Below are 25,363 nucleotides of genomic sequence, written 5' to 3'. Positions count from 1 at the left end.
AATCTCACCTACCCGTTTTCAGGCTGAATACGCGTTGATCGGTGCTGCGGCGTTGTCCTTTTTCATAAGATGGTCGGGTTGGGCGCGTCGCCATAGAGCTGTTTAGGATCGAACACCTTGTCTGTTTCCGTGAAAACCAGTGTGTCCTCTTTCATACGTTTATTGCCGACCGGGACGCGTCGATAAAAGCAGGAGCGATAACCGACATGGCAGCTTGCGCCGGAGCCGGCCACCCGCACCCGCAGCCAAACCGCATCCTGGTCGTCGTCGATGCGCAGTTCTTCCACGACCTGCACCAGGCCGCTGGTGGCGCCCTTATGCCAGATTGTGTGGCGCGACCGGCTCCAGTAGTGCGCTTTGCCTGTTTCAATGGTGAGGCGCAGTGCCGTTTCGTTCATATAGCCGAGCATCAGCACTTCGCCGGTCTGGGCGTCAGTCGTGATGCAGGGGATCAGGCCGTTCTGGTCGAATTTGGGCGCCAATTCATGACTTTCCTCCACCTGCTCAATGGAATGGCGGTGTGCGAAGCGCACGGGCGGAGAGGTGGTGTCTTGATCGGGCTTATTCATGGGGCGGGGCGGGTCTTTGTCTAAAGGAGTCATCGTAGTGTCCAGGTTCGGGGGCTTTGTGGTGTCGACGCTCGCAGTCGGCTCTCGTGCAGCGTCCGTAGAGGACCAGCGTGTGCTCGCTGAGCTCGAAGCCCAGCCGTTGCGCCACGCGGTGTTGGAGTTGTTCAATCACTTCGTCGTGGAATTCCTGCACCCAACCGCAATCGATACAGACCAGATGGTCATGATGCAGTCTATCGTCCAGTTCATAGTGCGCCTTGCCGGCTTCAAATCGGGCAAGTTTGAGGAGACCGGCTTCCTGCAGCTGGGTCAGCACGCGATAAACCGTTGCCAGGCCAATGCCGATGTCGTTGTTCAGCAGGTGGCGATAGATGTCTTCCGGTGACAGATGCCGCCCGTTCGCCTCTTCCAAGACTTCCAGAATCCGCAGCCGTGGCAGCGTGGTTTTCAATCCCGCGCGTTTTAGCTCTTCAGATTCAATCATTCCGGTCTCCAGACGTGATGGACGGTGGGCGGACTTCCAGAAAATCGACCGGGCGGCCCATGGGCTGACCCACCAGTTCGCCGTCCCGTACAACGAGGCGGCCGCCCACCACGGTTACGGTGGGCCATCCGGTTACGAGCAAGCCGTCGTAAGGTGTCCAGCCCGATACGCTGGCGATCCAGCGGTTGGTGATTTCTCGGCGTGCGCGCAGGTCGACGAGGGTCAGGTCTGCGTCATAGCCCACGGAAATACGACCCTTGCCAGCAAGGCCGAACACGCGTGCCGGTCCAGCGCTGGTCAGATCGACCAATCGCTCCAAGCTGATCCGCCCCGTCTGCACATGGTCCAGCATCACCGGAAGCAGTGTCTGCACACCCGTCATGCCGCTGGGCGATTGCGGATAGGGTTGCGCTTTTTCCTGCAAGGTGTGGGGCGCATGGTCGCTGCCCAGCACGTCCACGACGCCATCGTTGATAGCCCGCCACAAGGCATCACGGTGGCGCGCTCCTCGCACGGGCGGGTTCATCTGGGCGAGACTTCCCAGGCGTTCATAGCACTGCGGTGCGACTAGCGTCAGGTGATGGGGCGTGACTTCCACGCTGACGCGGCGCTTATGGCGAGCCAGAAAGGCCATTTCCTCGGCTGAGGACACATGCAAGAGATGCAGCCGACGTCCCGTTTCCGTCGCCAGACTCACGATGCGTTGCGTGGCGATCAGGGCGCTATCCACATCGCGCCACAGCGGATGGTCGCAGACATTGCCGCTGGCCTGCGCCAGCGCTCGGCGTTCGTTCAGGCGCGCCTCATCCTCGGCATGAATCGCGATGCGGCGGTGACCATGGCTCATGATGCGGCGCAGCACGGTGTCGTCATCAGTCAGCAGATCGCCGAAGGAGCTACCCATGAAAATCTTGACACCGGCGCAGCCGGGTAGACGCTCCAGTGCGTCGAGCTGTTCGGCGTTCACTGCGGAGCCGCCCATGTAGAAGGCATAGTCGCACCAGGCGCGGCCATCGGCCAGATCAAGCTTGGCTTGCAGGTCGGCGGCGGTGAGCGTCAGTGGATTTGTGTTCGGCATGTCAAACACAGCAGTCACGCCGCCCAGCACCGCGCCGCGCGTGCCGGCCTCGAACGTTTCCTTGTGGGTCAGCCCCGGTTCGCGAAAGTGGACCTGGCTGTCGATGACGCCGGGCAGTACGTGCAGGCCTTTGGCGGACAGCATGGTTTCGGCGGTCCAGGCGCTGGCGTCCAGGGACACGATACGTCCGTCAAGACAGACGACATCGGTGCTGGCGCGACCATTGGGTGTCATGACCGTGCCGCCGATCACACACAGATCGGCATGGCGTCTGGCGAGCCGCTGGCAGAGGTCGCGATCTGGATTCCGGGTGGTCTGATTCATGCGTGTCAGAGCTCGTTTTGAATCGCTTTGTAGCCCAGTACCAGGCTGTTGTTGGTGCGGGCGACATCTTCGGAAAATTCGCTAGCGTCCGGTGTGATGCGGGGTAGGGCATCCAGGTCGGTGGTGGTGCCGATGCGCTCAGTGGACGGCACGTGAAAGCCGGGTGGCAGATGACAGCCGTCCACCACGGCGTTATAGCGGATCACGCAGCCATCTTCGATGGTGCAGTTGAACAGCACGCTGTTAAAGCCAATGAAAACGCCGTTGCCCACACGGCAAGGGCCATGCACGATGGCGCGGTGCGCGATGGAGGTGCGCTGACCAATGGTGACCGGCGAACCGGATTTGGCATGGATGACCACGCCGTCCTGGATGTTGGAGTGCGCGCCAATGACGATGGGCGCCAGATCGCCCTCAGCATTTACCTCGTCGGCGCGGATGACGGCATACGGGCCGATGAAGACGTTTTCTTCGATCACGACCTTGCCGCACAGAATAGCGGTGGGGTCGACAAAGGCACTGGGGTGGACTAGCGGCAGGTCGCCGCGAGGGTTCTTGCGGATCATGATGGGTCAGTTAATGAGAGGGGAGTGGCTGCCAGGACGCCGAACGTCAGCCCCGGCACCGACGATTGCGACATCCTGCGGGTGCATTACGCGTTCCGGTTCTTGGCGCCGCCCTGACGGGCCTTGAAGCGCGGGTTGGATTTGCAGATGACGTAGATGCGTCCCCGGCGGCGCACCACCTGGCAATCGCGGTGGCGGTTCTTGGTGTCTTTCAGGGAGGAGAGGACTTTCATGCAAAGCTCCTTTGTGAGCAAATGGGAAGAATCGACAGGAGGGTGTCATGGCTGTCTACGTCGGAGTGGATGACTTCTGGTTGGTTGAGGAAGAGGGCTCGTTTTCTGGGCTTGCAGGCGGCACGGGGTCGTAGCCGCCAGGGTGCCAGGGGTGGCAGCGCCCAAGCCTACGGATGGCCAACCATATGCCCCGTACTGCTCCATGGGAGCGCAAGGCTTCGATGGCGTATTGTGAGCACGACGGGTAGAAGCGGCAGTTCCTGCCAAGGAAGGGGCTGATGCATAGCTGATAGCCGCGAACGAGGACGATCAGAAGGCGGCTGGCTGTCATGTCATCATCTCACTCTGTATGTGCCATGTGCTGCCTTCGGGTGTATCTTCCACAGTGATTCCGGCGTTGCTCAATTCACGCCGGATCGTGTCTGCCAGGTCAAAATCGTGGCGCGCGCGGGTCTGAGTGCGTTCTGCCACTCGTTTTTCCACCCAGACCGGATCAACAGCATCCGAGACGGTAAGCGTCTCGCGCTGGGGCAGTTCAGTCAATGCCTGGGCGGCGGGGTGCTGCCACAACCCTAGCAACGAAGCCGATGCCAGCAAGCGCGCCTTGAGGTGCGCTTGCGCGTCATCTGTCCGGGCGTTTTCCAGTGCAATTGCCAGCCGGTGCAGATGGGCCAGCGCGGCCGGGGTGTTCAGGTCATTGGCCAGAGCCTTTAGAAACTCCGCATCTGGCCCCACGCAGGACGTGGCCTGTGTGGCATCGAACTTTTCCAGAATCAGGTAGAGACGGCGCAGGGTCTGGCAAGCGCTGACCAGGCGCTGGCGATTCCAATCCAGAGGGTGGCGGTAATGGGTGGACAACAGGGCAAGACGAATGGCTTCGCCGGGTGCCTGCCGCAACAGATCGCGCACCAGCAACACATTGCCCAGCGACTTGGACATCTTCTGTCCGTCCACGGTGACGAAGCTATTGTGTACCCAGGTGCGGCAGTAAAGAGTGTCGTGGATGCACGTGCCTTGAGCGATCTCGTTTTCGTGATGAGGAAAGATCAGGTCTTGGCCGCCCCCATGGATGTCCAGTGTCTGGCCCAGGTGCCGGCCAATCATGGCCGTGCATTCGATATGCCAGCCAGGTCGGCCTCGGCCCCAGGGGCTGTTCCACCTGGGCAGTTCCGGTGTGGAGGGCTTCCACAGCACGAAATCCAGGGGATTGCGTTTGTAGGGTGCTACTTCAACCCGTGCGCCCGCTAGCATGTTCTGCGGCTTGTGGCCAGACAACTGCCCGTATGCCGGAAAGGACGCCACATCGAACAACACGTGATGCTGCGCTTCGTAGGCATGGCCACGGGCAATCAGAGTCTGGATAAGTGTGACGATGTCCGGGATGTGCTCCGTGACCCGGGGTTCGAGGTCGGGCGTCAACACTCCCAGGGCGTGCATATCCTCATGATAAGCGTCGATATAGCGCATCGTGATGGTGCCGATGGGAACACCCGCAGTGAGCGCGGCTGCGTTGATCTTGTCGTCCACGTCGGTGAAGTTGCACGCATACATGACCTGAGGGTAGGTGTGGCGCAACAATCGCGCGAGCACATCGAAGACCACTGCGGGTCGCGCATTACCCAGGTGGGCATAGTTGTAGACGGTGGGGCCGCAGACGTACATCGTGACCCGGTCAGGCTGTTGCGGCTCCAGTGCCTCCTTGGTACGTGTCAAGGTGTTGTACAGGTGAATCTTCGGGCTCATGACATGTCCTTCGGCACTTGAGGCAAGACATCTCGAAAAGCGCGGAAAGTCTCTTCGATGGCGTGGCGGTTGACGTCCCGGGTGATGAAGACCAAGCGTGAGCGCCGGTCAGCATCAGGCCAGACAGGCAAGGTCGCGGGAGGATGGAAGATATGCTGCACACCATGAATCACCACGGGTTGATTCTTCCCTTCAATATTCAGGATGCCCTTGACACGCAATATATTTGTGCCGACAAAGCTTAGTAGCACCTCCAGCCAGGCGGCGAGTATTTCCTCGGGAATCGGTTCGTCCACCGTGAAGCAAAAGGCCCGGATGTGATCGTCGTGTCGATTGACGTCGTGGGCGTGATCGTGAGCATGATGCTCATGGCCGGGCGCGTGTCGCTCAGGGTTGTGTCCGTTTTGGTTGTCCGGGGTGGCGGCATGCCGATGGGTGTCAGCCCCATACGCCTCTTCGCGCAGCCATTGCGAGACATCGGGCGTTTTGCCCTCGGTTGAAAACAGACCGAGATCCAGTACCTTGTTTGCGGCAATTTCGCCATGATTGAGTACATGACGCGGTGCCGCTGGGTTGATGGCGTCCAGCCGCCGCAGAAGGGTATGGTGTTGGTCCGTGTCTGCTACATCGGCTTTGGTGAGGAGCAGGCAGTCGGCGATGGCGGCCTGTCGTACGGCCTCCGGGTGATGGTCGAGCGTGGAGTTGCCGGTGGCCAGATCCACTGTAGTCACAATGCCGTCCAAGCGGTAGCGGTTGGCCACCTGTGGGTGAGTCATCAAGGTATGGATGATGGGCGCGGGGTCGGCCAGACCCGTGGTTTCGATCAGCACGCGGCGGAACTGCCGCTGGCCATTGCGAGAGAAACGCCATGCGATATCGCGCAGGGTCTGGACAAGATCGCCGCGAATGGTGCAGCACAGGCAACCGCTGCTCATCTCCATGACGAGATTTTCGGTGCTGTGGGCCACCAGCATATGGTCCAGCGGCATGTCGCCGAACTCATTGATGATGACCAGGGCGTCCGCCAGTTCGGGCTGGCAAACGAGGTGATTCAGCACGGTGGTCTTGCCGCTGCCCAGAAAGCCGGTCAGCAGTGTGACGGGTATCAGACTTGCGGGGTTCATAGGCATTCCTCGCTCCATGGAGGGTGCGCCCAGGCAACGGCATCATGGGGATGAAGGCTTTCCAGATGCCGTACCTGGATGCGTGGGTGCTGGAAACGACCGAGCAGGCGGGATTGAATTTGGCGTGCGGCGTCTTCGACGAACATGAGATGCTGGCCGTTCAGGGCCGCAAAAGCTTGCTCATCGGCCCGCTTGACGGCTGTCTGGACAGGTGTGCCCACCGCTTTTTCGATCACGTCGATCAGGTCAATCAAACCCAGGGTCGGCGCCTGTGGTGCCAGCGTCACGGCTACGTGGGCCTCGCTGCGTTGACTGTGCGGCGTGGCCGAGGTGGCGTGCCGGCGCAGCCAGCTTGCGATGGCTTCGGGCGCGACGTCGTGCTGGCCAGCGAATGCATCCAGAAAGGCTTGTTCGACCAGTTGCCTGGATAATGCAGCCGAGCAGGGGCAGGTCGAGGAATACCCGACTGTGACGTGACCTTGCAAAGCATAGTGGCCTTGGCGCAAGATGGCGCGCAGCTCAACGGGATATGCCTTCCAGCCCGCCAGCCCTTCGGTCACCAGAGCCGGGCGACGTGCGAGCAGGTCGAATGACAAGCGCAGGCGGGCGTTGGTGGTCTTGCAATCCCGGTGGCTCTCTACCATGGCGCTCAGTGCCTGATGCAATGCGGCAGGGGTGAGGGGGCTCGCTTCGCCCAATTCATCCACCAGACGGTAGAGACGGGACATGTGTATACCTTTGATGCCGGGCGCAGGCAGATCCACCTGCACATCGGTGCGGGCATGCACGCTAGGTTGACAGTTGTCTTCCGCAATCAGGATGGGCAAATCCATGCCTTGCATCCCCACCCATTGCAAAGCGCCGGGGTGGGCCGAAGACTCGCTGATGGACACGTCGGGAAGATGAGGAAGAAGGATATCCAATAGGTACTCAATTTCGTGAATGAAGGGGACGGCTCTGCTAAGCGGGCTTGTCAATGCAAGAAGCCTGCGCACATTGCAGGGCGAGGTCGCGCATGCGGGCGACCATGCTGGATAAGCCGGTCGCCCGCTGGGCGGTTAAGTGGTGGTTCAGGCCCATGGCTTCAAAACACCAGGGCAGGGTTGTCCAAGCTTCGTCAAAGCGTTTGCCGGAGTAAATACGAAACAGCAGCGCCATCAAACCGGACACAATCATCGAATCGCTGGCTCCGGTGTAGTGGATGCGGCCCTGCCGGCATTCATGCTTGAGCCAGACACTGGCCTGGCAGCCGTGCAGACGGTTCGCTTCTGTGCGATCACGCTCGGGAAACGTCTGCACGGTTCTGCCCAGGTCGATCAGGTACTGGTAGCGCTGCGGCCAATCCGGCATGCAGGCGAAGACCTCGACCAGTTCGGTCTGGATGTCGTTCTGTTCAAGCGAGGTGTCGGGCGGCGCTATCATGCTTATAAAACCATTTAGATGGCGGGTTGACGTTCGGGCCAGCCAGAAAAGGGCATGGACCATTGTTGCCAGGCATCTGGGCCCAGGGTCATTTCCGCGTCGGTCAACAGACAATCATTGAAGCGGGCATGCAGAGCGCCTTCGTCCATATCCATGCCGATCAGCACAAGTTCTTGGCGGGCATCTCCCACGCGCTCATCCCATTTCGAGCGAATCAGCCCGACTGTTTCCGGATCCGTGGGCCAGCGCTCGGGCGGCACGGCCGCCCACCATAAGCCGGCTGGGCCGTGACGAACCATCGCACCGGCTTGCGACCACGAGCCGGCAAGCGTTGGGCGGTTGGCCAGCCAGTAGAAGCCTTTGGAGCGCACGACGCCGGGCCATTCACTTTGTAAGAAGGAATAGAAGCGCTGCGGATGAAAAGGGCGGCGCGCCCGGTACACAAAGCTGTGGATGCCGTACTCCTCCGTTTCCGGGGTATGGGTGCCACGCAGCTCTTGCAGCCAGCCCGGAGCTTTTGAAGCTTCCTGGAAGTCGAACAGACCGGTGTCTAGGACGCGTTCCAGCGGAACCCGGCCGAACTCGGCGACTTCGACCCGTGCCCTCGGATTGAGCTTGTGCAGGATGGCCATCAAGCGTTCGCGCTCTTGCGCATTGATGAGGTCCACCTTGTTGAGCACCAGAACATCGCAAAATTCGATCTGTTCAATCAGCAGGTCGACCACCGTGCGCTCGTCTTCATCGCCCAGGAACTCGCCCCGGTCCTGCAGCCTGTCGTGGGAGCTGTAGTCGCGCAGAAAGTTGTAGGCGTCGACCACGGTGACCATCGTGTCGAGACGCGCCATCTCGCCCAGGCTGCGGCCATCCTCACCCTCGAAGGTAAAGGTTTCCGCCACCGGCAGGGGTTCCGAAATTCCTGTCGATTCGATAACGAGCTGATCGAAGCGTCCTTCCAGAGCCAGCCGATTGACTTCTAAAAGCAGATCCTCGCGCAGGGTGCAGCAGATACAGCCGTTGCTCATTTCCACCAGCTTTTCGTCGGTGCGGGACAGCTCGGCACCGCCGTCGCGAACCAGCGCTGCGTCGATGTTGACTTCCGACATATCGTTGACGATCACCGCCACGCGCCGTCCTTCCCGATTATTCAGAATGTGGTTGAGCAGGGTGGTTTTGCCGGCGCCAAGAAAACCGGAGAGTACGGTGACTGGCAGGCGCGAATCGGATGAAGATGTGTGGGCGGTCATTGGTTGATATCCATGTCAAGAAAGGTTGCTGGTTTCCAGGCGCGCAGGTTGACGGCCACTAGTCCGTTGACGCGGCACGAGGAACATTTGCCATGGATTTCGATCACCGCGCGGCGAAACTCGAATTCATGGCCGCGAGTCAAGCGTTGGAGGCAATGCGCCAGCGAACCGTCGACCAAGTGGTCGATATGCCGCACTGGTCGCAAATCGCGAAGGCGGTGGGGTGCGATGCATCGTGTTCCGAAGACGGCACATAGGCGTTCAGGCTTTCCAGTCGCTGTACCAGACCCAGCGCTATCAGCCTGTCCAGCGCCCTGTAGACCTGCGTCAGCCCGCTGAAGTCCAGACGTTCAAGTAGCGCATAGGCTCCCAGTGGACCCGTGGCTTCAGAGAGCGCTTGCAGCACTCGCCGCTGGTTGTCGGTCAGGTTGCGTAGGCTGTTCATGTTGTGTTCGGAGGTAGTGTTTCCCATCAAAATCAATTATTGTTATGTTATAACATAACAATTAAGAAATGACGTATGAATGCCTAGAGATGGATCAGAGATGATGATCTACAAGCGTCGGTCGCTTAGCAGGAGGTTATGCAGTGAGAAAAAGAGCGGCTTTGCCGGTACGTGTCGCTCAGCTGTGAGGGTGTGCTGCGAGTCTGTTGACACTCATCTAATAGAGTGATTTGCATAGTGGAGGCACCAGACAATGGAATTTCGACACTTGAGATGCTTCTTGGCCGTCGCTGAGGAGTTACATTTCGCCCGTGCGGCTGAGCGATTGCACATCGAGCAATCGCCGCTGTCGCGGGCCATCAAGGAACTGGAGGAAGACCTTGGGGCGCAGCTCTTTGTGCGCACGACGCGCAGTACTCGCCTGACCCGCGCAGGACATGAATTTTTGCGTCATGTCCGACGGATTTTGCCGATGGTACAGCAGGCCAGGGACAGCACCTTGGCGGTGGCTAATGGTTATCAGCAGCAATTGCGCGTCGCCTTGTCTGATGCGTTGCCGTCTCCCTGCTTACCGGCCTTGTTGGCACGATGCCGGGAACAAGAGCCAGAAGTCGAGGTGCGCATGTTTGAAATGCCGTTCTCGGACCAGTTTCGGGGTTTGCACGATGATCTGTATGACGTTGGCTTCAATCAGGTGGGCAGTGTGGGCGATGGCCTATTGGCGCGGCCTGTCTGGCATGATCCATTGCGCGTTGTGGTGCCAGAGCGTCATCCACTGTTGACCCATCGCCATGTACCCTTGGAGGAAGTGCTGCGTTATCCGCTGGTGCTTGGACATCAGACGATATGTGAAGGTTTTACGCGGCAGATAGATCGGATGCTGCGTCAAACCAATGACGAGCCATTGATACTGGAGCGAGTTGGGTCATTCGAAATGATGGTCACCTTGGTGGCCGCAGGTTACGCCCTGGGACTGGCTGGAGCTTCGCATATGCTGGTGTGCGGAGAGCGTGGTGTCGTTGCGCGGCCTTTAGCTGGCGAGGAAATCAGGCTGACGACTTATTTGGTGCACCGCACTGAATATCTGTCCGAAACATTGGAGAGATTCATCGAACGGGCCGAAACTTTGGAATGGTCGGGTGTTGGCCTGACCGAATCCCACCAGCCTGATACATCGGAGGTGTAATGTACCGAGTATTGCTGTTATCGATTTTGTTGGGCCTGCTGGCCGGGTGCGGCCCATCTGAAACGCCCACCCCAAAGCCCGACATCGCTACTGTCGAGGAGCTGGCCGCCGACCCTGAACGGCTCAAAGCGTTGCGTTCGCAGTGCAAAACGGATCGCACCAACCTGGGCGACGTGTTGTGCGACCGGGTCGCCGAAGCTACGCGCATACGCTTCTACGGTGACGGTACCGTGCCTTACACCCCATCGGATACGCCACCCAAGTTCTGATTCGTCGGCATTTCCCTACAAATCCTGTTTTTCTTTATTGACACGCCGCAACGCGCCCGAGCCTGCGGCGTTTTCTTCGTGTGCGCCCCTCCATGAATTGATGTTTTTTTCATCAGCATTGTCCTGATAACGGTCTTTGACCGGCACTGACCTGGCACCGATGCTCATAGGCAGGCACATCCGTGTGCCGCTATTGAACGAGGAAATCAGGCAGAAGAAGTCGGAGGCTGGGCCATGCAAGGGACGAACGTACTGTTCGGGCAGATCGTCGTCGTATTCAGCATCGTGATCGCCGGAGTGTGGGGCGCTACACAATGGACAGCCGCCGCCTTGGGTTATCAGCTGCGCCTGGGTGCGCCCTGGTTCGATTTTCACGGTACGCCGGTCTATTACCCTTGGCGTCTCTTTGAGTGGTGGTTCTTTTTCGATGCCTACGCGCCGGAGGTCTTCAACATCGGGGGCATGATCGCTGGTGGCAGCGGCCTGGTTGCCGTGGTGGTCGCCATCGGCATGTCGATCTGGCGCTCGCGCCAGGCGCGGTTGGTCACCACCTACGGTTCGGCACGCTGGGCCGATAGTGGCGACATTCGTAAGGCCGGGTTGACCCAAGCCACTGGCATCCTCCTTGGTCTGCATGACGAACAATATCTGCGCCACGAAGGGCCGGAACACGTCTTGGCCTTTGCCCCCACCCGCTCTGGCAAGGGCGTGGGCCTAGTGGTGCCGACTTTGTTGTCCTGGCCAGCTTCAGCCGTCATCCACGACATTAAGGGCGAGAACTGGCAAATCACGGCGGGCTGGCGTTCGCGTTTCTCGCATTGCCTGCTGTTCAACCCTACGGACAGCCGCTCGGCCGGCTACAACCCGCTGCTGGAAGTGCGCCGGGGCGAGCACGAAGTGCGTGACGTGCAGAACATCGCCGATATTCTGGTTGATCCAGAAGGCGCGTTGGAAAAGCGCAATCATTGGGAAAAGACGTCACACGCGCTTTTGGTAGGCGCCATCCTGCATGTGCTTTATGCGGGCGAGGACAAGACCTTGCGCGGCGTGGCGAATTTTCTGTCCGACCCCGCCTGCCCATTCGAATTGACGTTGCATCGCATGATGACGACCGCCCACCTTGGTGCGGATGGGGAAGAAGGCAGGCCGCATCCCGTGGTGGCGTCCGCTGCGCGCGAAGTGCTGAACAAGTCGGACAATGAACGCTCCGGCGTGTTGTCCACAGCCATGTCGTTCCTCGGCCTATACCGCGACCCGACGGTGGCCGAAGTCACCTCGCGCTGCGACTGGCGTATCGCCGACCTGATTGCGTCTGAGCATCCGGTATCGCTGTATCTGGTGGTGCCGCCCTCGGATATTTCACGAACCAAACCGCTGATTCGCCTGATTCTCAATCAGATTGGGCGGCGGCTCACTGAATCGCTCGACGGTTCCGATGGCATTGAGCGTCGCCACAAGCTGCTGCTGATGCTTGATGAGTTCCCGGCGCTGGGCCGTCTGGACTTCTTCGAGACGGCGCTGGCCTTCATGGCGGGCTACGGTATTCGCAGCTTTCTGATCTCGCAGTCGCTCAATCAGATCGACAAAGCCTACGGACAGAACCATTCGATTCTGGATAACTGCCATGTCCGTGTGACCTTCGCCACCAATGACGAACGCACGGCCAAGCGTATTTCCGAAACTCTTGGAACCGCTACCGAGCTGCGCGCCCAGCGCAATTATGCCGGCCATCGCCTTGCGCCCTGGCTGGGACACCTCATGGTGTCGCGCCAGGAAACGGCGCGGCCACTGCTGACCCCCGGCGAAGTGATGCAGCTTCCACCGGATGAAGCCGTGGTGATGGTGTCCAGCGTGGCGCCGATCAAGGCGAAGAAACTGCGCTATTACGCCGACGCCAATTTCTCGCGGCGTGTGTTGCCTCCGCCTGCGCTCAAAACAGGGCGCTATGCCGACGCACCACCGGCGCGGCCTGACGATTGGAGCGAGTTGGCAATTCCGGCGGCTCCTGCTGCGTCCGACCCTATGGGTGGCGATGAAGTATCGGGCGTTGCCGATGACGGCGGCCCGCGTCGCCAGCCTGAACTTGCGGACATCATCGCCTATCACCCCGAACCCGAATACCCGGCCAGCGACTTGTCGCTGCTGGATGACGATGACCTGCCGCCCATGCTGCCCAGCCAGCTAGACCCGGCCATGCAGCGCGTGGCGCGCCTGGCCTCCCTCGACCCTGATGACGGAATCCAGTTATGAGCCGATATCGCTTGAATCTCTTCATTCATCCCGAACATGCCAAGCGCCTGGATGAACTGGCCGCCAAGAAAGGCGTATCCAAATCGTCCATCGTGGCGGCGGCGCTGGCTTCCTGGCTGTCGCCCGATGCCGGCGACCAGCGCGAAGCGGCGATGGCTAAGCGGCTGGATCGGCTCTCTCGCCAATTTGAGCGCCTGGAGCGTGACCAAAACATCCAGATCGAAACACTGGCGTTGTTCGTGCGTTACTACTTGACCGTCAGCACGCCGGTACCCGAGGCCCATCAGGATGTTGCCCGTGCTCAAGGTAAGGCGCGTTTTGAGCAATTCGTCGAACAGCTTGGTCGCCACCTGCTGCGTGGTCGCAGCCTAGTGCGCGACGTGGTGGAGGAACTGCATCCCGAGCCGGTGCGCTTAGATGACACAGCGCCCGCGTTTGAGCGGCAGGAGAGTGTCTCATGAGTGCCGTTCCCAAATCCTCAATTGCCGTCGCGCTGGATCGCCGCATCCAGATGCTGCGTACCGCCATGGGGCCGGTGATCGCCGTCGCGCTGGAAGACCCGGACGTGGTGGAAATCATGCTGAATCCCGACGGTTCGCTTTGGGTGGATCGTCTTTCCAGCGGTCGTGCGCCGCTGGGCCTTGAACTGTCTGAAGCGGATGGCGAGCGCATTATCCGCCTGGTCGCTGCCCATGTTGGCGCGGAAGTGCATCGCGGCCAGCCGCTTCTGACCGCCGAACTGCCCGAAACCGGCGAACGCTTCGAGGGTATCTTGCCGCCCGCCGCGCCCGGCCCGGCCTTCGCGCTGCGCAAGCGCGCCGTGGGCGTGATTCCGCTGGACCGCTACATCGCCGACGGCATGATGAGCACGGCGCAAGCCGACTTTCTGGTGAAGGCGCTCTATGCAAGGCAGAACATCCTGATTGCGGGCGGCACCAGTACCGGCAAGACCACACTTGCCAATGCTTTGCTGGCCGAAATCGCCGCCACGGGCGACCGCGTGCTGGTGCTCGAAGACACGGTCGAGCTGCAATGCGCGGCGAACGATCATGTGCCGCTGCGCACACGCATTGGTGTGGTCACGATGCAGGAACTCGTGCGCGCCACGATGCGGCTCCGTCCTGACCGTGTGGTGGTCGGTGAAGTGCGCGGCGGTGAAGCGCTGGATCTTATCAAGGTCTGGGGTACGGGCCACCCCGGCGGTATCGCCACCATCCACGCGGGCTCAGCAGTAGGGGCCTTGTTGCGCCTGGAACAACTGATTCTGGAAGTGGCGGTGAACCCGCCGCGCGCCCTGATCGCTGAGGCGGTCAATGTCGTCATCTACATCGCCGGTCGCGGACGCAAGCGCCGTATCGAAAGTATCGCCCGCGTGGCGGGCTTTGACGGCACCGGCTACCAACTGGTCGATGCGCTGGAAACGCCATTTCCTGAGTCAGCGCCTGCTTCTTTTCCATCTTCTGATCTGCCTGGAGACTCATCATGACGTCCGTTAATGCCTTCCGTATGTGCGTTGTTCCCCCGTTTACCGTAGCGTGGTCGCGTCGCCTTGCCCACCCTGTGGGGCAAGGGCTGCTGCTGGCCGTACTGCTGATGTCGGCGGCTGGTGCAGCGCAGGCTGCTGGTTCCTCCATGCCCTGGGAGGGGCCACTGCAATCCATTCTGGAGTCCATACAGGGGCCGGTGGCGCGCATCGTGGCTGTCATCATCATTATCGCCACGGGTCTGGCACTCGCCTTTGGTGACACCAGCGGCGGCTTTCGCAAGCTGATTCAAATCGTCTTCGGCCTGTCCATCGCGTTTGCCGCATCGTCGTTCTTTTTGTCGTTCTTTTCATTCTCCGGCGGGGCCGTCGTATGAATACGGACATCGAAGGCGCTCCCAGCTCCGCCGCTGGGTTTGAGGTGCCGCTGCATCGTTCGCTGACTGAACCGATTTTGATGGGCGGCGCACCGCGTACCGTGGCGATTGCCAACGGCACGCTGGCCGCTGCCGTGGGGCTGGGCTTGCAACTATGGATTCCAGGTGTGGTGCTCTGGATCGTTGGCCATTCCCTGGCGGTATGGGGCGCGCGTGTTGACCCGCAGTTCATGCAGGTTTTTGCCCGCCACATCAAACATAAAACGCTGTTGGATGTGTGAGGAGATGATGCCATGCTGAACCTTGCCGAATATCGTCAGCGCCCCGCATTGCTCGCCGACTGGCTGCCCTGGGCCGGATTGATCGCGCCCGGTGTGGTGCTGAACAAGGATGGATCATTTCAGCGCACGTCATGCTTTCGCGGGCCGGATCTGGATAGCGCCACCCAAGGTGAGCTGATCGCGACTTCTGCCCGCTTGAATAATGCGTTGCGCCGTCTGGGGTCGGGCTGGGCGCTTTTTATCGAGGCCGAGCGTCGTCCAGCGGCAGACTATCCCCATTCGGACTTTCCTGAAAGCCTGTCCTGGCTGGTCGATCAGGAGCGCCGTGCTGCCTTCGAAGAGGCTGGGCATCACTTCGAGAGCGCCTATCACCTGACGCTCGTGTTTCTCCCGCCCGAGGAATCCCGCGCCCGCGCAGCGGGAATGCTCTATGAGAATCGTCCGGCAGAAGGGGTGGACTGGCGCGAACGGCTGGCTGCCTTCGTAGCGGAAACGGATCGCGTCTTTGATCTGCTCGATGGTGTGATGCCGGAAATTTCCTGGCTGGGTGACGGCCAGACGCTGACCTACCTGCATTCCACCATCTCGACACGGCGTTACCGCATCGGCGTACCGGAAGTTCCGTTTCACCTTGATGCACTACTGACTGACTCCGCGTTGGTGGGTGGGTTGGCTCCGACGCTGGGTGATGCGCATCTGCGGGTGGTGTCGGTGCGAGGCTTTCCGACTTCCACCTGGCCGGGCATTTTGGATGACCTGAACCGGCTTGGCTTTGCTTATCGCTGGAGTACGCGCTTTATCTGTATGGACAAAGCCGAGGCGGAAAAGGAGCTGCGCCGCCTACGCCGTCAATGGTTCGCCAAGCGCAAGAACGTTGTGGCGCTGCTCCGGGAAACGATTTTCCAGCAGGAGTCACCGCTGGTTGATACCGATGCCAGCAACAAGGCCGCCGATGCGGACGCCGCCTTGCAGGAGTTGGGCAGCGACCAAGTTGCCTTCGGGTATGTCACTACCACCGTGGCGGTGCTGGACACCGACCCCGCCGTGGCCGATGAAAAACTGCGCATGATTGAGCGCGTCATTCAGGGCAGGGGCTTTGTGACGATTCCCGAGACCTTGAACGCTGTGGATGCCTGGTTGTCCTCCATTCCCGGCAATGCCTATGCCAACGTGCGGCAACCCATTGTGTCTACATTGAATCTGGCCCATATGATGCCAGTGTCCGCGGTGTGGGCCGGGCCACAGAAAAATGAGCATCTGGATGGGCCGCCGCTCATTGTCACGCGCACAGAAGGCGCGACGCCATTCCGGCTGGTGACGCATATTGGCGATGTGGGCCATACTCTGGTTGCCGGGCCGACTGGCATGGGCAAGTCGGTATTGCTGGCCGTCCTGGCCAAGCAATTTCGCCGGTATCCCGGTTCGCGCATCTTCGCTTTTGACATGGGCCGCTCGATGCGCGCCACCATTTTAGGTCTGGCGGGCGAGCACTATGACCTTGGCAATGATGGCGAGATCGCCTTTCAGCCGCTGGCACGCATCGACCATGAAGGCTACCGCACCTGGGCGGCGGAATGGATTGAGGGCCGCTTGCTGCACGAAGGTATGGCCGTCAGCCCCGACGACAAGGCTGCCATCTGGTCGGCGCTGGGGAGTCTGGCGGGTGCGCCGGTGGAGCAGCGCACGTTGACGGGCTTTTCCGTACTGCTGCAATCGAACACGCTGCGCCAGGCGCTTGCGCCCTATGTGCTGGGCGGTGCGCACGGCAAGTTGCTGGACGCTGACCATGACCGGCTGGGTATGGCTGACGTGCAGGGCTTCGAGATGGAAGAGCTGATGCACAGCCCCGCCGCCGTGCAGGCGGTGCTGCGCTATCTGTTCGCAAGGTTTGACGAACGCTTTGATGGCGCGCCAACCCTTCTGATTCTGGATGAGGCATGGCTGTTTTTGGATGAACCGTCTTTTGCCGCCCGTATCCGTCAGTGGTTGAAGACCCTGCGCAAGAAAAATGTCTCGGTGATCTTTGCCACGCAGTCGCTGGCCGACATCAAGGATTCCAGCATTGCGCCCGCGATTATCGAAAGCTGTGCGAGCCGCATTTTCCTGCCCAACCCGCAGGCGACCGAGCCGCAGATTCGCACAATCTATGAAGGCTTCGGCCTGAACAGCCGACAGATCGAGATTGTGGCAACTGCTCAACCCAAGCGCGATTACTACTACCAGTCGCGTTTGGGCAACCGTCTGTTCGATCTTGACCTCGGGCCGGCCACGCTGGCCTTTGCGGGGGCATCCACCCCGCAGGATCAGCGCGACATCGACCGCATCCTGCTGGACGCCGGCGTACCTGGCTTTGCGGATGCCTGGTTGCGCCATCGCGGTCTGGACTGGGCCGCCAACCTGTTGCCCGAGTTTCCCGGCTTCGCACCTTCAGTCACTGCCGTTGCTTCCCACCTACAGGAGAATCTGCTATGAAAACTCGCATGCTATCTGTATCGCTTGCTGCCGTTCTTTCGGCGTCATTACTCACCGCTTCGCCCGCTTGGGCCTGGAAAACGGTCTTTGACCCATCCAACTATACGCAGAACACGCTGACCGCCGTTCGTACACTGCAGCAGATCAACAACCAGATCAACCAGCTTCAGAACGAGGCCCAGATGTTGATGAATCAGGCCCGCAATCTGGCGAGCCTGGATTTCAATGTCGTCAACCGTCTGCGCACCACGCTTGCCGCCACCGAGCGCCTGATCGGCGAGGCGCAAGGGCTCAGTTACGAGGTGGCGAATATGGATCAGGAGTTTGCGCGCTTGTATCCCGACCAGTATGCCGCCACTGTGAGCGGCGACAGCATGGCTCAGGATGCCCGTGAGCGCTGGAAGAATACGTTGAATGGCCTGCATACCGCCATGCGGGTGCAGGCCCAAGCCTCGCAGAACCTGCGCGACGATGAAAGCACGCTGGCCGATCTGGTGAATCAAAGCCAGTCGGCGCAAGGCGCGTTGCAGGCTATGCAAGCGACCAACCAGCTTCTGGCCTTGCAGGCCAAGCAGGACATCCAGGCGCAACAGCTTCAGATCACCCAGGACCGCGCCGCCTCATTGGAGCTGGCACGCCAGGCGGCGGCGACCGAGCGCGCCCGTGAAGTGCGCCAGCGCTTTCAGGGCAGCGGCACGCCGTATACGCCGCAAGCCGTGAATTTCTACGGCAACTGATCGGAGCGCTTGAACCATGAATGACGTGGCGGTGATCGACCGTTTTCTCGCTACCTTTGCGCAGTACATCGACTCGGGGTTCGGGCTGCTGCAAGGCGATGTGGCGTTTCTCACTGCTACGCTCATCGTGATCGACATGACGCTGGCCGGCCTGTTCTGGGCGATGAATCATGCCAGTGGCCAGGGCGACGACGTGATCGCCAAGCTGCTGCGCAAGGTACTTTATGTCGGGGCATTTGCCTACATCATCGGCAACTTCAATGTGCTGGCTGGCATCCTGTTCCGTTCTTTTGCTGGGCTGGGCCTGATCGCTTCAGGCTCGTCGCTCACGATGGGCAACTTCTTGCAGCCGGGACGGCTGGCGAAAACTGGTATTGATGCCGCCGCGCCCATTTTGGAACAAATCGGCGACATGGCAGGATTTCCCGAGGTGTTCACCAATATCGACCCAATCGTGGTGATGTTTCTCGCCTGGATGGTGGTGGTGCTGAGTTTCTTCGTGCTGGCGATTCAGCTTTTCGTGACCTTGATCGAGTTCAAGCTGACCACGCTTGCCGGCTTCGTGCTGGTGCCTTTTGCACTCTGGAATAAGACCTCATTTCTTGCCGAGAAGGTACTGGGCAATGTGGTGTCCTCCGGCGTCAAGGTGCTGGTGCTGGCTGTGATTGTCGGTATTGGTAGCGGCTTGTTTTCTGAGTTCCAGGTACATCCCGAAGAGCCGTCCGTCGACTATGCGCTGGTCATCATGCTGGCGTCGCTCTCTTTGTTGGCGTTGGGGATCTTCGGGCCGGGCATCGCGACGGGGCTCGTTTCCGGCGGCCCACAGTTGGGCGCAGGCTCCATGGCCGGTGCCGCCGTGGGTGCGGTTGGAACTGCTGTTGCCATCGGTGCAGCCGCCACGGGAGTGGGTGGGGCGGTGGCGGCGGGGGCACGCATGGTTCCGGGCGCCGCCCGCATGGCTTCCGGCGCGGCTCGATCCATCGGTTCGAGCGCGGGCAGCATCCGGTCTGCTTTTCAGACGGGTGCAGCGGCGGGTGGTGGCCTTAAAGGAGCGGCGGGGGCAACCCCTGCTTCTGGTGCCGAGGCAAGCGCATCCGGTGGAGCGTCCACCGAGACAGCCAGCGCCACTGCCCAACCGGCATGGGCTAAGCGCCTGCACCGCCGACAACAACTGACGCAAGCCGCCACGACCACTGCCCACGCGCTGCGCGGTGGGGATGGCGGCGGCGCGGGCCAAGGCCCAAGCCTGCGTGATTCCGATTCATAAGGGGAACCCTCATGCGTTTCAAACGACCGCTGGTGCGTTATGCCGAATCTCCGCAACCCGCCACACCTTACCAATCCGCCGCCCAGGTCTGGGACGACCGTATCGGCTCGGCGCGGGTGCAGGCCAGGAACTGGCGGTTGATGGCCTTTGGCTGCCTGTTGTTGGCGCTGCTCATGGCCAGCGGTCTGGTGTGGCGCTCGATGCAGTCCATCGTCACGCCCTATGTCGTGGAGGTGGATAACGCCGGCCAGGTGCGGGCCGTTGGGGAGGCGGCTTCGCCGTACCGGCCCAACGATGCACAAACCGCCCACCATATTGCCCGCTTCATCACGTTGGTGCGCTCGCTCTCCATCGACCCCGTCGTGGTGCGCCAGAACTGGCTGGACGCCTACGACTACACCACGGACAAGGGGGCCGCTGTGCTGAATGACTACGCACGGGTGAATGATCCCTTTACCCGCATTGGCAAAGAGTCCGTGACGGTGCAGATCACGAGTGTCGTGCGGGCGAGCGACACGTCCTTCAACGTGCGCTGGACAGAACGCCGCTACGTCAATGGCGCATCCGCAGGTCTGGAGCGTTGGACAGCGGTGGTGTCCATCGTGCATCAGCCGCCGCGCACCGAAGCGCGTTTGCGCAAGAACCCCCTGGGGCTTTACGTCAATGGCCTGTCGTGGAGCCGTGAACTTGATTCTTCTGAAGGAGCACAGCGATGATGCCGTCTTTGCGCTTTTACGCTTTTCCGTTGGCCCTGCTTGCCCTGGCGGGCTGCGCCACACAGGGCAAGCCGCCACCGGCCATCTCGCTCGATGAGCCGGTACAGGCTGAACTGCTGCCCGAGCCGCCTAGCCCGGTCGAAGTGATCGCTGTGCCTGAACCCCTGGCACTGCCGGCGCAACTGAAACCCTTGCCCGGTACGGATGCTGGTAAAGTTACGCCCGAACCCGCCGATGAAACAGTGCGGGTGTCCCGTGCCAATGCCGAAGCACGGGTTGCGCCCACTCGCGAAGGTTACGTCAATGCCATTCAGGTCTGGCCCTATAGCGACGGCGCGCTATATCAGGTCTATACCGGCGTGGGCCGCGTGACGGTGATTGCGCTGCAGCCAGGCGAGGAACTGGTAACGGTCGCCGCCGGCGACACGGTGCGCTGGATAGTGGGTGATACCTCCAGCGGCAGCGGTGCGGATTTGCGCGTGAATGTGCTGGTTAAACCTATCCGCTCTGGCCTGAAAACGAATCTGGTTATCACCACCAGCCGCCGCACCTATCTGCTGGAACTGACTTCTACCGAAAAGACATGGATGGCGTCCGTGTCCTGGGAGTATCCGAAGGATCGGATGCTGGCTTTGCAGCGTCAGAATCAGGCAGCGCACGCCGGTGCGCCTGTTGATAGTGGGGTGGCGCTGGAACATCAGCGTTTCCGCTATGCCGTCAGCGGCAGTAATCCACCTTGGAAGCCGCTGCGGGCCTTTGATGATGGGCAGAAGGTCTATATCCAGTTTCCGGCTGGCATCGAGCAAGGAGAGTTGCCTCCGCTCTTTGTGATCGGCGCTGAAGGCGACGGCCAACTGGTGAATTACCGCTTCCGCTCACCGTACTACATCGTGGATCGGCTCTTTGGTGCGGCTGAACTGCGCCTGGGCGGTGATCGGGGTGACGTGGTGCGCATTGAACGCACTGATGGTGTGACGCGGAGGAACTGAACATGAGTGAGGAACGCGCACCCGATCCAGCCACGCCACAAGCGGCCGATAAAGTGGCACCTGAAGCCGTGGCGCTGCGCGCCCAGCCCCGGCCTGTGACGCGATTGAACCGGCGCACCTTAGCCCTGCTGGTGGGCGGGCTGTCGGTGGCCGTGCTGGGCGCCACGATCTGGTCGCTGCAACCCCAGCGGCGAGGTGCAGGTACACAGACCGAGCTTTACAACGTGGACCGGGTGTCAAAATCGGAAGGGCTTGATGCCTTGCCTGCAGACTACTCCATGCTGCTGACACCAGAAGTGCCACCCGATGTGCCGGAACTTGGCCCGCCGCTGCCCGGCGACTTGGGGCCGGCCATCGTGAATAGCCAGCAACCAGCGGTCGCCACCTATGCGCCGCCGGGCGTTGATGCTGAAGCTGCTGAACGGGAAGCGCGGCGCAAAGAAGCTGAAGCGGCGGCTGCTTCGTCGGTATTTTTCCGCACTGGCCAGGGGCAGTCTGGACAACCTGCGGCGGCGGCGACTGCACAGGCCATGCCCGTGGCTCCCGGTATAGATAATGCGATGGCCGCCTTCGATCCGCTGGCCGCAGGCCCAGCTTCTACAGCAGCACAGCCGACCGACCCCACCGCAGCACAGAACCGGCAAGACCAGAAAGAGGCATTCCTGCAATCCGGCTCTGCGGAAACCCGTAATTCCGGCAACCTGCAAATGCCCGTGTCGCCATATCAGGTCATGGCCGGTACGGTGATCGCGGCGGCCTTGGTGACAGGCATCAAATCCGATCTTCCGGGCGATGTCATCGGCACTGTGACAGAACCCGTCTATGACTCTGCGACCGGCAAGTATCTGTTGATTCCGCAAGGCTCGCGCATCCTGGGCCGCTACAACAGCCAGGTCAGCTACGGCCAAAGCCGGGTACAGGTTGTGTGGCATCGGGTCATCCTGCCTGACACGTCCTCGCTCACACTGGATAACCTGATCGGCACCGACCCGGCGGGCTATGCCGGCCTGGAAGATGAGGTGGACTGGCACTGGGGCCGCATCGTTGGCGGTGCGGTACTGACAACATTGCTGGGAGTGGGCGCCGAGCTGGCCGCCCCGGAAAACCGCCAAGACGGCGACCGCATCATCATCGCGGGACGCGACAGCGCCCAGGACAGCATCAATCAGGTCGGCCAGGAAATGACCCGGCGCAACATGAACATCCAGCCCACCTTGACCAGTCGCCCCGGCTTGCCGGTGCGGATCATCGTCAACAAAGATTTAGTGCTGCGACCGTACCAGCCATTGTTCTTCAACAAGGGAGCATCACAATGAGCACTACCCGAAAGCTGCGTTTGGGGCCGCTACCTACAACAACGACCGTTAAGCTGACCTTCACATGCCCGGTCAGCCTGAAAGCGGAGCTGGAGCGCTATGCTGCGCAGCATGCGCAGACGTATGGGGAAGCTGTCGATGCCGTGACGCTGATTCCACATATGCTGGAGCGGTTCATGGCTAGTGATCGAGGGTTTAAGAGGTTAAGATAAGGTAACCTAAAGTTTCCGAAACGTATCCATCCGGCGAACACACATTGACGCCTGCGTAAGCAAGCGTTCTTGTTTTTAAGTTCAGGCGGTGGCGGGCTGCCAGTTATGCGGAAGCAATTCTTCGATCCGGCTGTTCGGGTGCGTGGGCAACCGTGTCAAGACGTCTTTCAGATACGCATGCGGATCTAGGCCGTTCAGGTTGGCCGACTGTATCAGGCTCATGACGGCCGCGGCACGGCGTCCCGCGCGCAAGGATCCCGCAAACAGCCAACTACGTCGTCCCTGGGCGATCGGTCTGATCCGGTTTTCAAGGTAATTATTATCGATCGGCACCGCCCCGTCATCCAGGTAGCGCGTGAGCGCCACCCAGCGTTTTAGGCTGTAATCCAGGGCTTTGGCCGTACCGGACCCGTCGGGCACGCGGGATCGCTGCGCCAGCATCCAGGCGTGCAGCCTGTCGGCAATCGGTTTGGCACGTTCTTGTCGTAATCGCCAGCGCTCGGTCGCATCCAATGCCTTGGCCTCGCGCTCGATGGCGTAGAGCTCCCCAATGTAATCCAGCGCCTGAGCGGCCAACTGGCTTTGATGGGCGTCGTGCAGCTCGAAGAATTTACGTCGGGCGTGCGCCATGCAGCCGATTTCGGTGACGCCGTCCTGACTGACGGTTTTCTTGTAGCCCCCGTAATCGTCCACGACCAGCTTGCCACGCCAGTCGCCCAGAAACGCCCGGGCATGTTCTCCGGCACGGCTCGGGGCGAAGTCGTAGATGACGGCTTTCAGACTTTCAAACGCACCCGGCGCATAGGCCCAGATATACGCCCGATGGGTCTTGCGTCCTGTGTCAGGGCGCAGAATTTGGATTGGGGTCTCATCGGCGTGCAGCACATCGTGCGTCAGAATTGTTTCGCGCAGCGCATCAACCAGCGGTTGCAGGCGCACGCCGCACACACCGACCCAGTCGGCCATGGTGGAAACGGGTATTTTGACACCGGCCCGTTCGAAGATTTTCTGCTGGCGGTACAGCGGCAGATGATCCGCATACTTTGCGACCAACACATGCGCCAACAGGCCGGTACTGGCCAGGCCTTTATCGATCACGTGTGCGGGTGCCGGCGCCTGGGTCAGGGTTTCCCACTGGCGACAGGCCCATTTGCCACGGATATGACGTTCGACCTGGGCCACACCCGGGATGTAATCCAGCTTTTCGGCAACGTCTTCCCCGATGCGCTCCAACTGGCAGCCGCAGGCGCACGTGCTGGACTCGGGTTCGTGGTGAATCTCGATGCGGGGCAGCTCAGGCGGCAGGGCTTGGCGTTTTGGTTGTTCGCGCGGTGCGGCCTTCTTAGGATGGTCGGTCAGCTGATGCAGTTCCTCTTCGATGGCAGCGATGTCGGCCGCGACCGCTTCCTCTAGCAAGCTGCCCTGTACGCCGTTGATCTGTTCGCTTTTCTTGCCGAATCGGAAGCGGCGCAGCACGGCGATCTCGTGCGTCAGCTGCGCGATCGTGGTGTCTTTCAGATTGAGCAGCCGTTCTTTGCGCGTTATCAGCGCTTCTTTTTCAGCCAACACCTGTTCACGCTCACGTAACAACGCACGCAAGGCATCGGCATCCAAATTTTCAAGGGGGTCAGACAGCGGCAAACTCATGGAACAGAAGTTTGCCATAAGGCCGTGCGAGCGGCTATGGGCGCATGCCCGGATTGATTTCAGGCGGTGTTTTTGGGCCTAAATCACGTCAATAATGCCACCATCGCCAATGCGGTGCCAGGGCAACCCGATCACTAACGCCTTCAATTGCTCATCGGTCAGTTCAATACGGATTTGTCCTGCCCTGGGCCACACGAAGCGACCCTGATTTAAGCGCCGTGCCGCGAGCCACACGCCCAGCCCGTCGTGCACCAGAATCTTCATGCGGTTAGCCCGTTTGTTAGCAAACACATAGGCGTGGTGCGGGTGGGCGGCCCCGAAGTCCTTCACTACGCGCGCCAAGGCCGTATCGGGGCCGGCACGCATATCCATCGGTTCCACCGCCAGCCAGATTTGATCGACGCGAATCACGTCAATAGCTCACGCACGAATCCGGCCAAACCACGACGATCTTCACCCGGCCAGCGTAACGTCATCCGCAGGCCCTGTGCGGCCAGTTCCAGCGCAATCGTACTGCGGGCTTGAGGATCGGCATCCGTGCTAGGCGCCAGCGCGTCAATTATCTTGTCCGGTGCCTTCGCCACGACCGGACGATCGGTCGTGCCGGGTGAGGCGCTGAGCGGAATCCAATTGGCCGGACTCATGTCGCGTGGTTGCGCGACCAAGGCTCCCTCGCCATCGCCCGGCAAACTATGCTTGCCGTAGCGCTCGTGCTCCAGCACCCAGCGGTGCAAAACATTGGGGTTCATGCCGTGATCCACCGCCAGCGATGCCAGCGACACATCACCTTGCAGGCACTGCGCCACCATATCGGCCTTGAACTGCGCCGTGTAGGTCCGACGCCGACGTCCTGATTTACGAGAATCTGCGCTCAAGATAGTGTCCATTTAAATTTATCGTGGACGCTTATTTTCTAAAAGACGGCAGCG

Annotated in this window: 30 protein-coding genes; 14 read left to right on the top strand and 16 right to left on the bottom strand. The window is 60.6% G+C overall.

Annotated elements, in window-relative coordinates:
• Positions 1–62: 62 nt before the first annotated feature.
• The 12 genes from hisI to H0A72_RS18210 all read right to left on the bottom strand — a co-directional run bounded on the left by hisI (position 63) and on the right by H0A72_RS18210 (position 9,232).
• Positions 63–569, bottom strand: coding sequence for a phosphoribosyl-AMP cyclohydrolase (hisI, locus tag H0A72_RS18265; RefSeq protein WP_180066063.1), 507 nt, complete (start codon positions 567–569; stop codon positions 63–65).
• The gene (gene fur, locus H0A72_RS18260; RefSeq protein WP_180066061.1) at positions 562–1,053 is read right to left on the bottom strand and encodes a ferric iron uptake transcriptional regulator; all 492 of its coding nucleotides are present in this window, start codon (positions 1,051–1,053) and stop codon (positions 562–564) included. Before fur ends, hisI begins: the two co-directional genes overlap by 8 nt.
• Complete coding sequence (locus H0A72_RS18255) at positions 1,046–2,455, bottom strand: dihydroorotase (protein ID WP_180066059.1); 1,410 nt, start codon at positions 2,453–2,455, stop codon at positions 1,046–1,048. Before H0A72_RS18255 ends, fur begins: the two co-directional genes overlap by 8 nt.
• 5 nt (positions 2,456–2,460) lie before the next feature.
• Positions 2,461–3,021, bottom strand: a complete 561-nt coding sequence (locus tag H0A72_RS18250) for a gamma carbonic anhydrase family protein (RefSeq protein WP_180157904.1) — start codon at positions 3,019–3,021, stop codon at positions 2,461–2,463.
• An 86-nt stretch (positions 3,022–3,107) separates the two neighbouring features.
• Positions 3,108–3,254, bottom strand: a complete 147-nt coding sequence (gene ykgO, locus H0A72_RS18245) for a type B 50S ribosomal protein L36 (RefSeq protein WP_180157902.1) — start codon at positions 3,252–3,254, stop codon at positions 3,108–3,110.
• A 55-nt stretch (positions 3,255–3,309) separates the two neighbouring features.
• The gene (yidD, locus tag H0A72_RS18240) at positions 3,310–3,585 is read right to left on the bottom strand and encodes a membrane protein insertion efficiency factor YidD (RefSeq protein WP_180066053.1); all 276 of its coding nucleotides are present in this window, start codon (positions 3,583–3,585) and stop codon (positions 3,310–3,312) included.
• Positions 3,582–4,997, bottom strand: coding sequence for a cysteine--tRNA ligase (gene cysS, locus H0A72_RS18235; protein WP_180066050.1), 1,416 nt, complete (start codon positions 4,995–4,997; stop codon positions 3,582–3,584). The genes yidD and cysS overlap by 4 nt, the downstream gene beginning before the upstream one ends.
• Entirely contained in the window at positions 4,994–6,121 is a 1,128-nt protein-coding gene (locus tag H0A72_RS18230; RefSeq protein WP_180066048.1) for a CobW family GTP-binding protein, read from the bottom strand. The genes cysS and H0A72_RS18230 overlap by 4 nt, the downstream gene beginning before the upstream one ends.
• Positions 6,118–7,044, bottom strand: a complete 927-nt coding sequence (gene folE2, locus H0A72_RS18225) for a GTP cyclohydrolase FolE2 (RefSeq protein ID WP_218953386.1) — start codon at positions 7,042–7,044, stop codon at positions 6,118–6,120. Before folE2 ends, H0A72_RS18230 begins: the two co-directional genes overlap by 4 nt.
• Before the next feature lie 37 nt (positions 7,045–7,081).
• Complete coding sequence (locus tag H0A72_RS18220) at positions 7,082–7,543, bottom strand: SufE family protein (protein WP_180157901.1); 462 nt, start codon at positions 7,541–7,543, stop codon at positions 7,082–7,084.
• Between the two features lie 14 nt (positions 7,544–7,557).
• Positions 7,558–8,787, bottom strand: coding sequence for a zinc metallochaperone GTPase ZigA (gene zigA / locus H0A72_RS18215; RefSeq protein ID WP_180066044.1), 1,230 nt, complete (start codon positions 8,785–8,787; stop codon positions 7,558–7,560).
• A gap of 139 nt (positions 8,788–8,926) precedes the next feature.
• Positions 8,927–9,232 (bottom strand): Fur family transcriptional regulator, encoded by a 306-nt coding sequence (locus H0A72_RS18210; protein WP_343060264.1) that lies wholly within the window; start codon positions 9,230–9,232, stop codon positions 8,927–8,929.
• 253 nt (positions 9,233–9,485) lie between these two features.
• On the opposite strand from H0A72_RS18210, the gene H0A72_RS18205 reads away from it, so the two are divergent.
• Together H0A72_RS18205 and H0A72_RS18200 are read left to right on the top strand one after the other, a co-directional pair.
• Positions 9,486–10,418: a LysR family transcriptional regulator gene (locus tag H0A72_RS18205; protein ID WP_180066042.1), complete on the top strand. Its 933-nt coding sequence runs from the start codon at positions 9,486–9,488 to the stop codon at positions 10,416–10,418.
• Positions 10,418–10,687 carry an EexN family lipoprotein gene (locus H0A72_RS18200; protein ID WP_180157900.1) on the top strand — a complete coding sequence of 90 codons (270 nt, stop codon included), beginning with the start codon at positions 10,418–10,420 and terminating at the stop codon, positions 10,685–10,687. The genes H0A72_RS18205 and H0A72_RS18200 overlap by 1 nt, the downstream gene beginning before the upstream one ends.
• Before the next feature lie 15 nt (positions 10,688–10,702).
• Here H0A72_RS18200 and H0A72_RS18195 read toward each other — a convergent pair whose 3' ends face one another.
• Positions 10,703–10,855, bottom strand: a complete 153-nt coding sequence (locus H0A72_RS18195; RefSeq protein ID WP_180151837.1) for a hypothetical protein — start codon at positions 10,853–10,855, stop codon at positions 10,703–10,705.
• 66 nt (positions 10,856–10,921) lie between these two features.
• Here H0A72_RS18195 and H0A72_RS18190 point away from each other — a divergent pair, with 66 nt between their 5' ends.
• From H0A72_RS18190 to H0A72_RS18135, 12 genes are read left to right on the top strand one after another with little or no spacing between them, the layout of a single operon-like run.
• Positions 10,922–12,937, top strand: coding sequence for a conjugal transfer protein TraG (locus H0A72_RS18190; RefSeq protein WP_180157899.1), 2,016 nt, complete (start codon positions 10,922–10,924; stop codon positions 12,935–12,937).
• Positions 12,934–13,398 carry a ribbon-helix-helix protein, CopG family gene (locus H0A72_RS18185; RefSeq protein WP_180157898.1) on the top strand — a complete coding sequence of 155 codons (465 nt, stop codon included), beginning with the start codon at positions 12,934–12,936 and terminating at the stop codon, positions 13,396–13,398. Before H0A72_RS18190 ends, H0A72_RS18185 begins: the two co-directional genes overlap by 4 nt.
• Positions 13,395–14,423, top strand: a complete 1,029-nt coding sequence (gene trbB / locus H0A72_RS18180) for a P-type conjugative transfer ATPase TrbB (RefSeq protein WP_180157897.1) — start codon at positions 13,395–13,397, stop codon at positions 14,421–14,423. The genes H0A72_RS18185 and trbB overlap by 4 nt, the downstream gene beginning before the upstream one ends.
• Positions 14,420–14,797: a TrbC/VirB2 family type IV secretion system protein gene (locus H0A72_RS18175; protein WP_180157896.1), complete on the top strand. Its 378-nt coding sequence runs from the start codon at positions 14,420–14,422 to the stop codon at positions 14,795–14,797. The genes trbB and H0A72_RS18175 overlap by 4 nt, the downstream gene beginning before the upstream one ends.
• The gene (locus H0A72_RS18170; RefSeq protein WP_180157895.1) at positions 14,794–15,078 is read left to right on the top strand and encodes a VirB3 family type IV secretion system protein; all 285 of its coding nucleotides are present in this window, start codon (positions 14,794–14,796) and stop codon (positions 15,076–15,078) included. Before H0A72_RS18175 ends, H0A72_RS18170 begins: the two co-directional genes overlap by 4 nt.
• A gap of 12 nt (positions 15,079–15,090) precedes the next feature.
• Complete coding sequence (trbE, locus tag H0A72_RS18165) at positions 15,091–17,550, top strand: conjugal transfer protein TrbE (protein ID WP_180157893.1); 2,460 nt, start codon at positions 15,091–15,093, stop codon at positions 17,548–17,550.
• Positions 17,547–18,287 (top strand): P-type conjugative transfer protein TrbJ, encoded by a 741-nt coding sequence (gene trbJ / locus H0A72_RS18160; protein WP_113934557.1) that lies wholly within the window; start codon positions 17,547–17,549, stop codon positions 18,285–18,287. Before trbE ends, trbJ begins: the two co-directional genes overlap by 4 nt.
• 16 nt (positions 18,288–18,303) lie before the next feature.
• Positions 18,304–19,554 (top strand): P-type conjugative transfer protein TrbL, encoded by a 1,251-nt coding sequence (gene trbL, locus H0A72_RS18155; RefSeq protein ID WP_180157891.1) that lies wholly within the window; start codon positions 18,304–18,306, stop codon positions 19,552–19,554.
• Between the two features lie 11 nt (positions 19,555–19,565).
• Positions 19,566–20,270, top strand: coding sequence for a conjugal transfer protein TrbF (gene trbF, locus H0A72_RS18150; protein WP_113934555.1), 705 nt, complete (start codon positions 19,566–19,568; stop codon positions 20,268–20,270).
• Positions 20,267–21,259 (top strand): P-type conjugative transfer protein TrbG, encoded by a 993-nt coding sequence (gene trbG / locus H0A72_RS18145; RefSeq protein ID WP_180157889.1) that lies wholly within the window; start codon positions 20,267–20,269, stop codon positions 21,257–21,259. The genes trbF and trbG overlap by 4 nt, the downstream gene beginning before the upstream one ends.
• A gap of 2 nt (positions 21,260–21,261) precedes the next feature.
• Complete coding sequence (locus tag H0A72_RS18140; protein ID WP_180157888.1) at positions 21,262–22,575, top strand: TraB/TrbI/VirB10 family type IV secretion system protein; 1,314 nt, start codon at positions 21,262–21,264, stop codon at positions 22,573–22,575.
• Positions 22,572–22,787 carry a DUF2274 domain-containing protein gene (locus H0A72_RS18135; protein ID WP_180157887.1) on the top strand — a complete coding sequence of 72 codons (216 nt, stop codon included), beginning with the start codon at positions 22,572–22,574 and terminating at the stop codon, positions 22,785–22,787. The genes H0A72_RS18140 and H0A72_RS18135 overlap by 4 nt, the downstream gene beginning before the upstream one ends.
• Before the next feature lie 81 nt (positions 22,788–22,868).
• Here the strand turns inward: H0A72_RS18135 and tnpC are convergent, their stop codons facing one another.
• The 3 genes from tnpC to H0A72_RS18120 form a co-directional block, all read right to left on the bottom strand.
• Positions 22,869–24,434, bottom strand: a complete 1,566-nt coding sequence (tnpC, locus tag H0A72_RS18130; RefSeq protein WP_180157886.1) for an IS66 family transposase — start codon at positions 24,432–24,434, stop codon at positions 22,869–22,871.
• A 78-nt stretch (positions 24,435–24,512) separates the two neighbouring features.
• A complete protein-coding gene (gene tnpB, locus H0A72_RS18125) occupies positions 24,513–24,845 on the bottom strand; it encodes an IS66 family insertion sequence element accessory protein TnpB (RefSeq protein WP_180157885.1) in 333 nt (110 codons plus the stop codon).
• On the bottom strand, positions 24,842–25,321 hold the full coding sequence (locus H0A72_RS18120; RefSeq protein WP_180157884.1) for a transposase: 480 nt from the start codon (positions 25,319–25,321) through the stop codon (positions 24,842–24,844). The genes tnpB and H0A72_RS18120 overlap by 4 nt, the downstream gene beginning before the upstream one ends.
• Positions 25,322–25,363: the final 42 nt, after the last annotated feature.

Origin of the sequence: Parapusillimonas granuli, from assembly GCF_013416525.1 — a bacterium.
Taxonomy (GTDB): Bacteria; Pseudomonadota; Gammaproteobacteria; order Burkholderiales; family Burkholderiaceae_B; genus Parapusillimonas; species Parapusillimonas granuli.
This window is presented reverse-complemented; position numbering and strand designations above follow the sequence as displayed.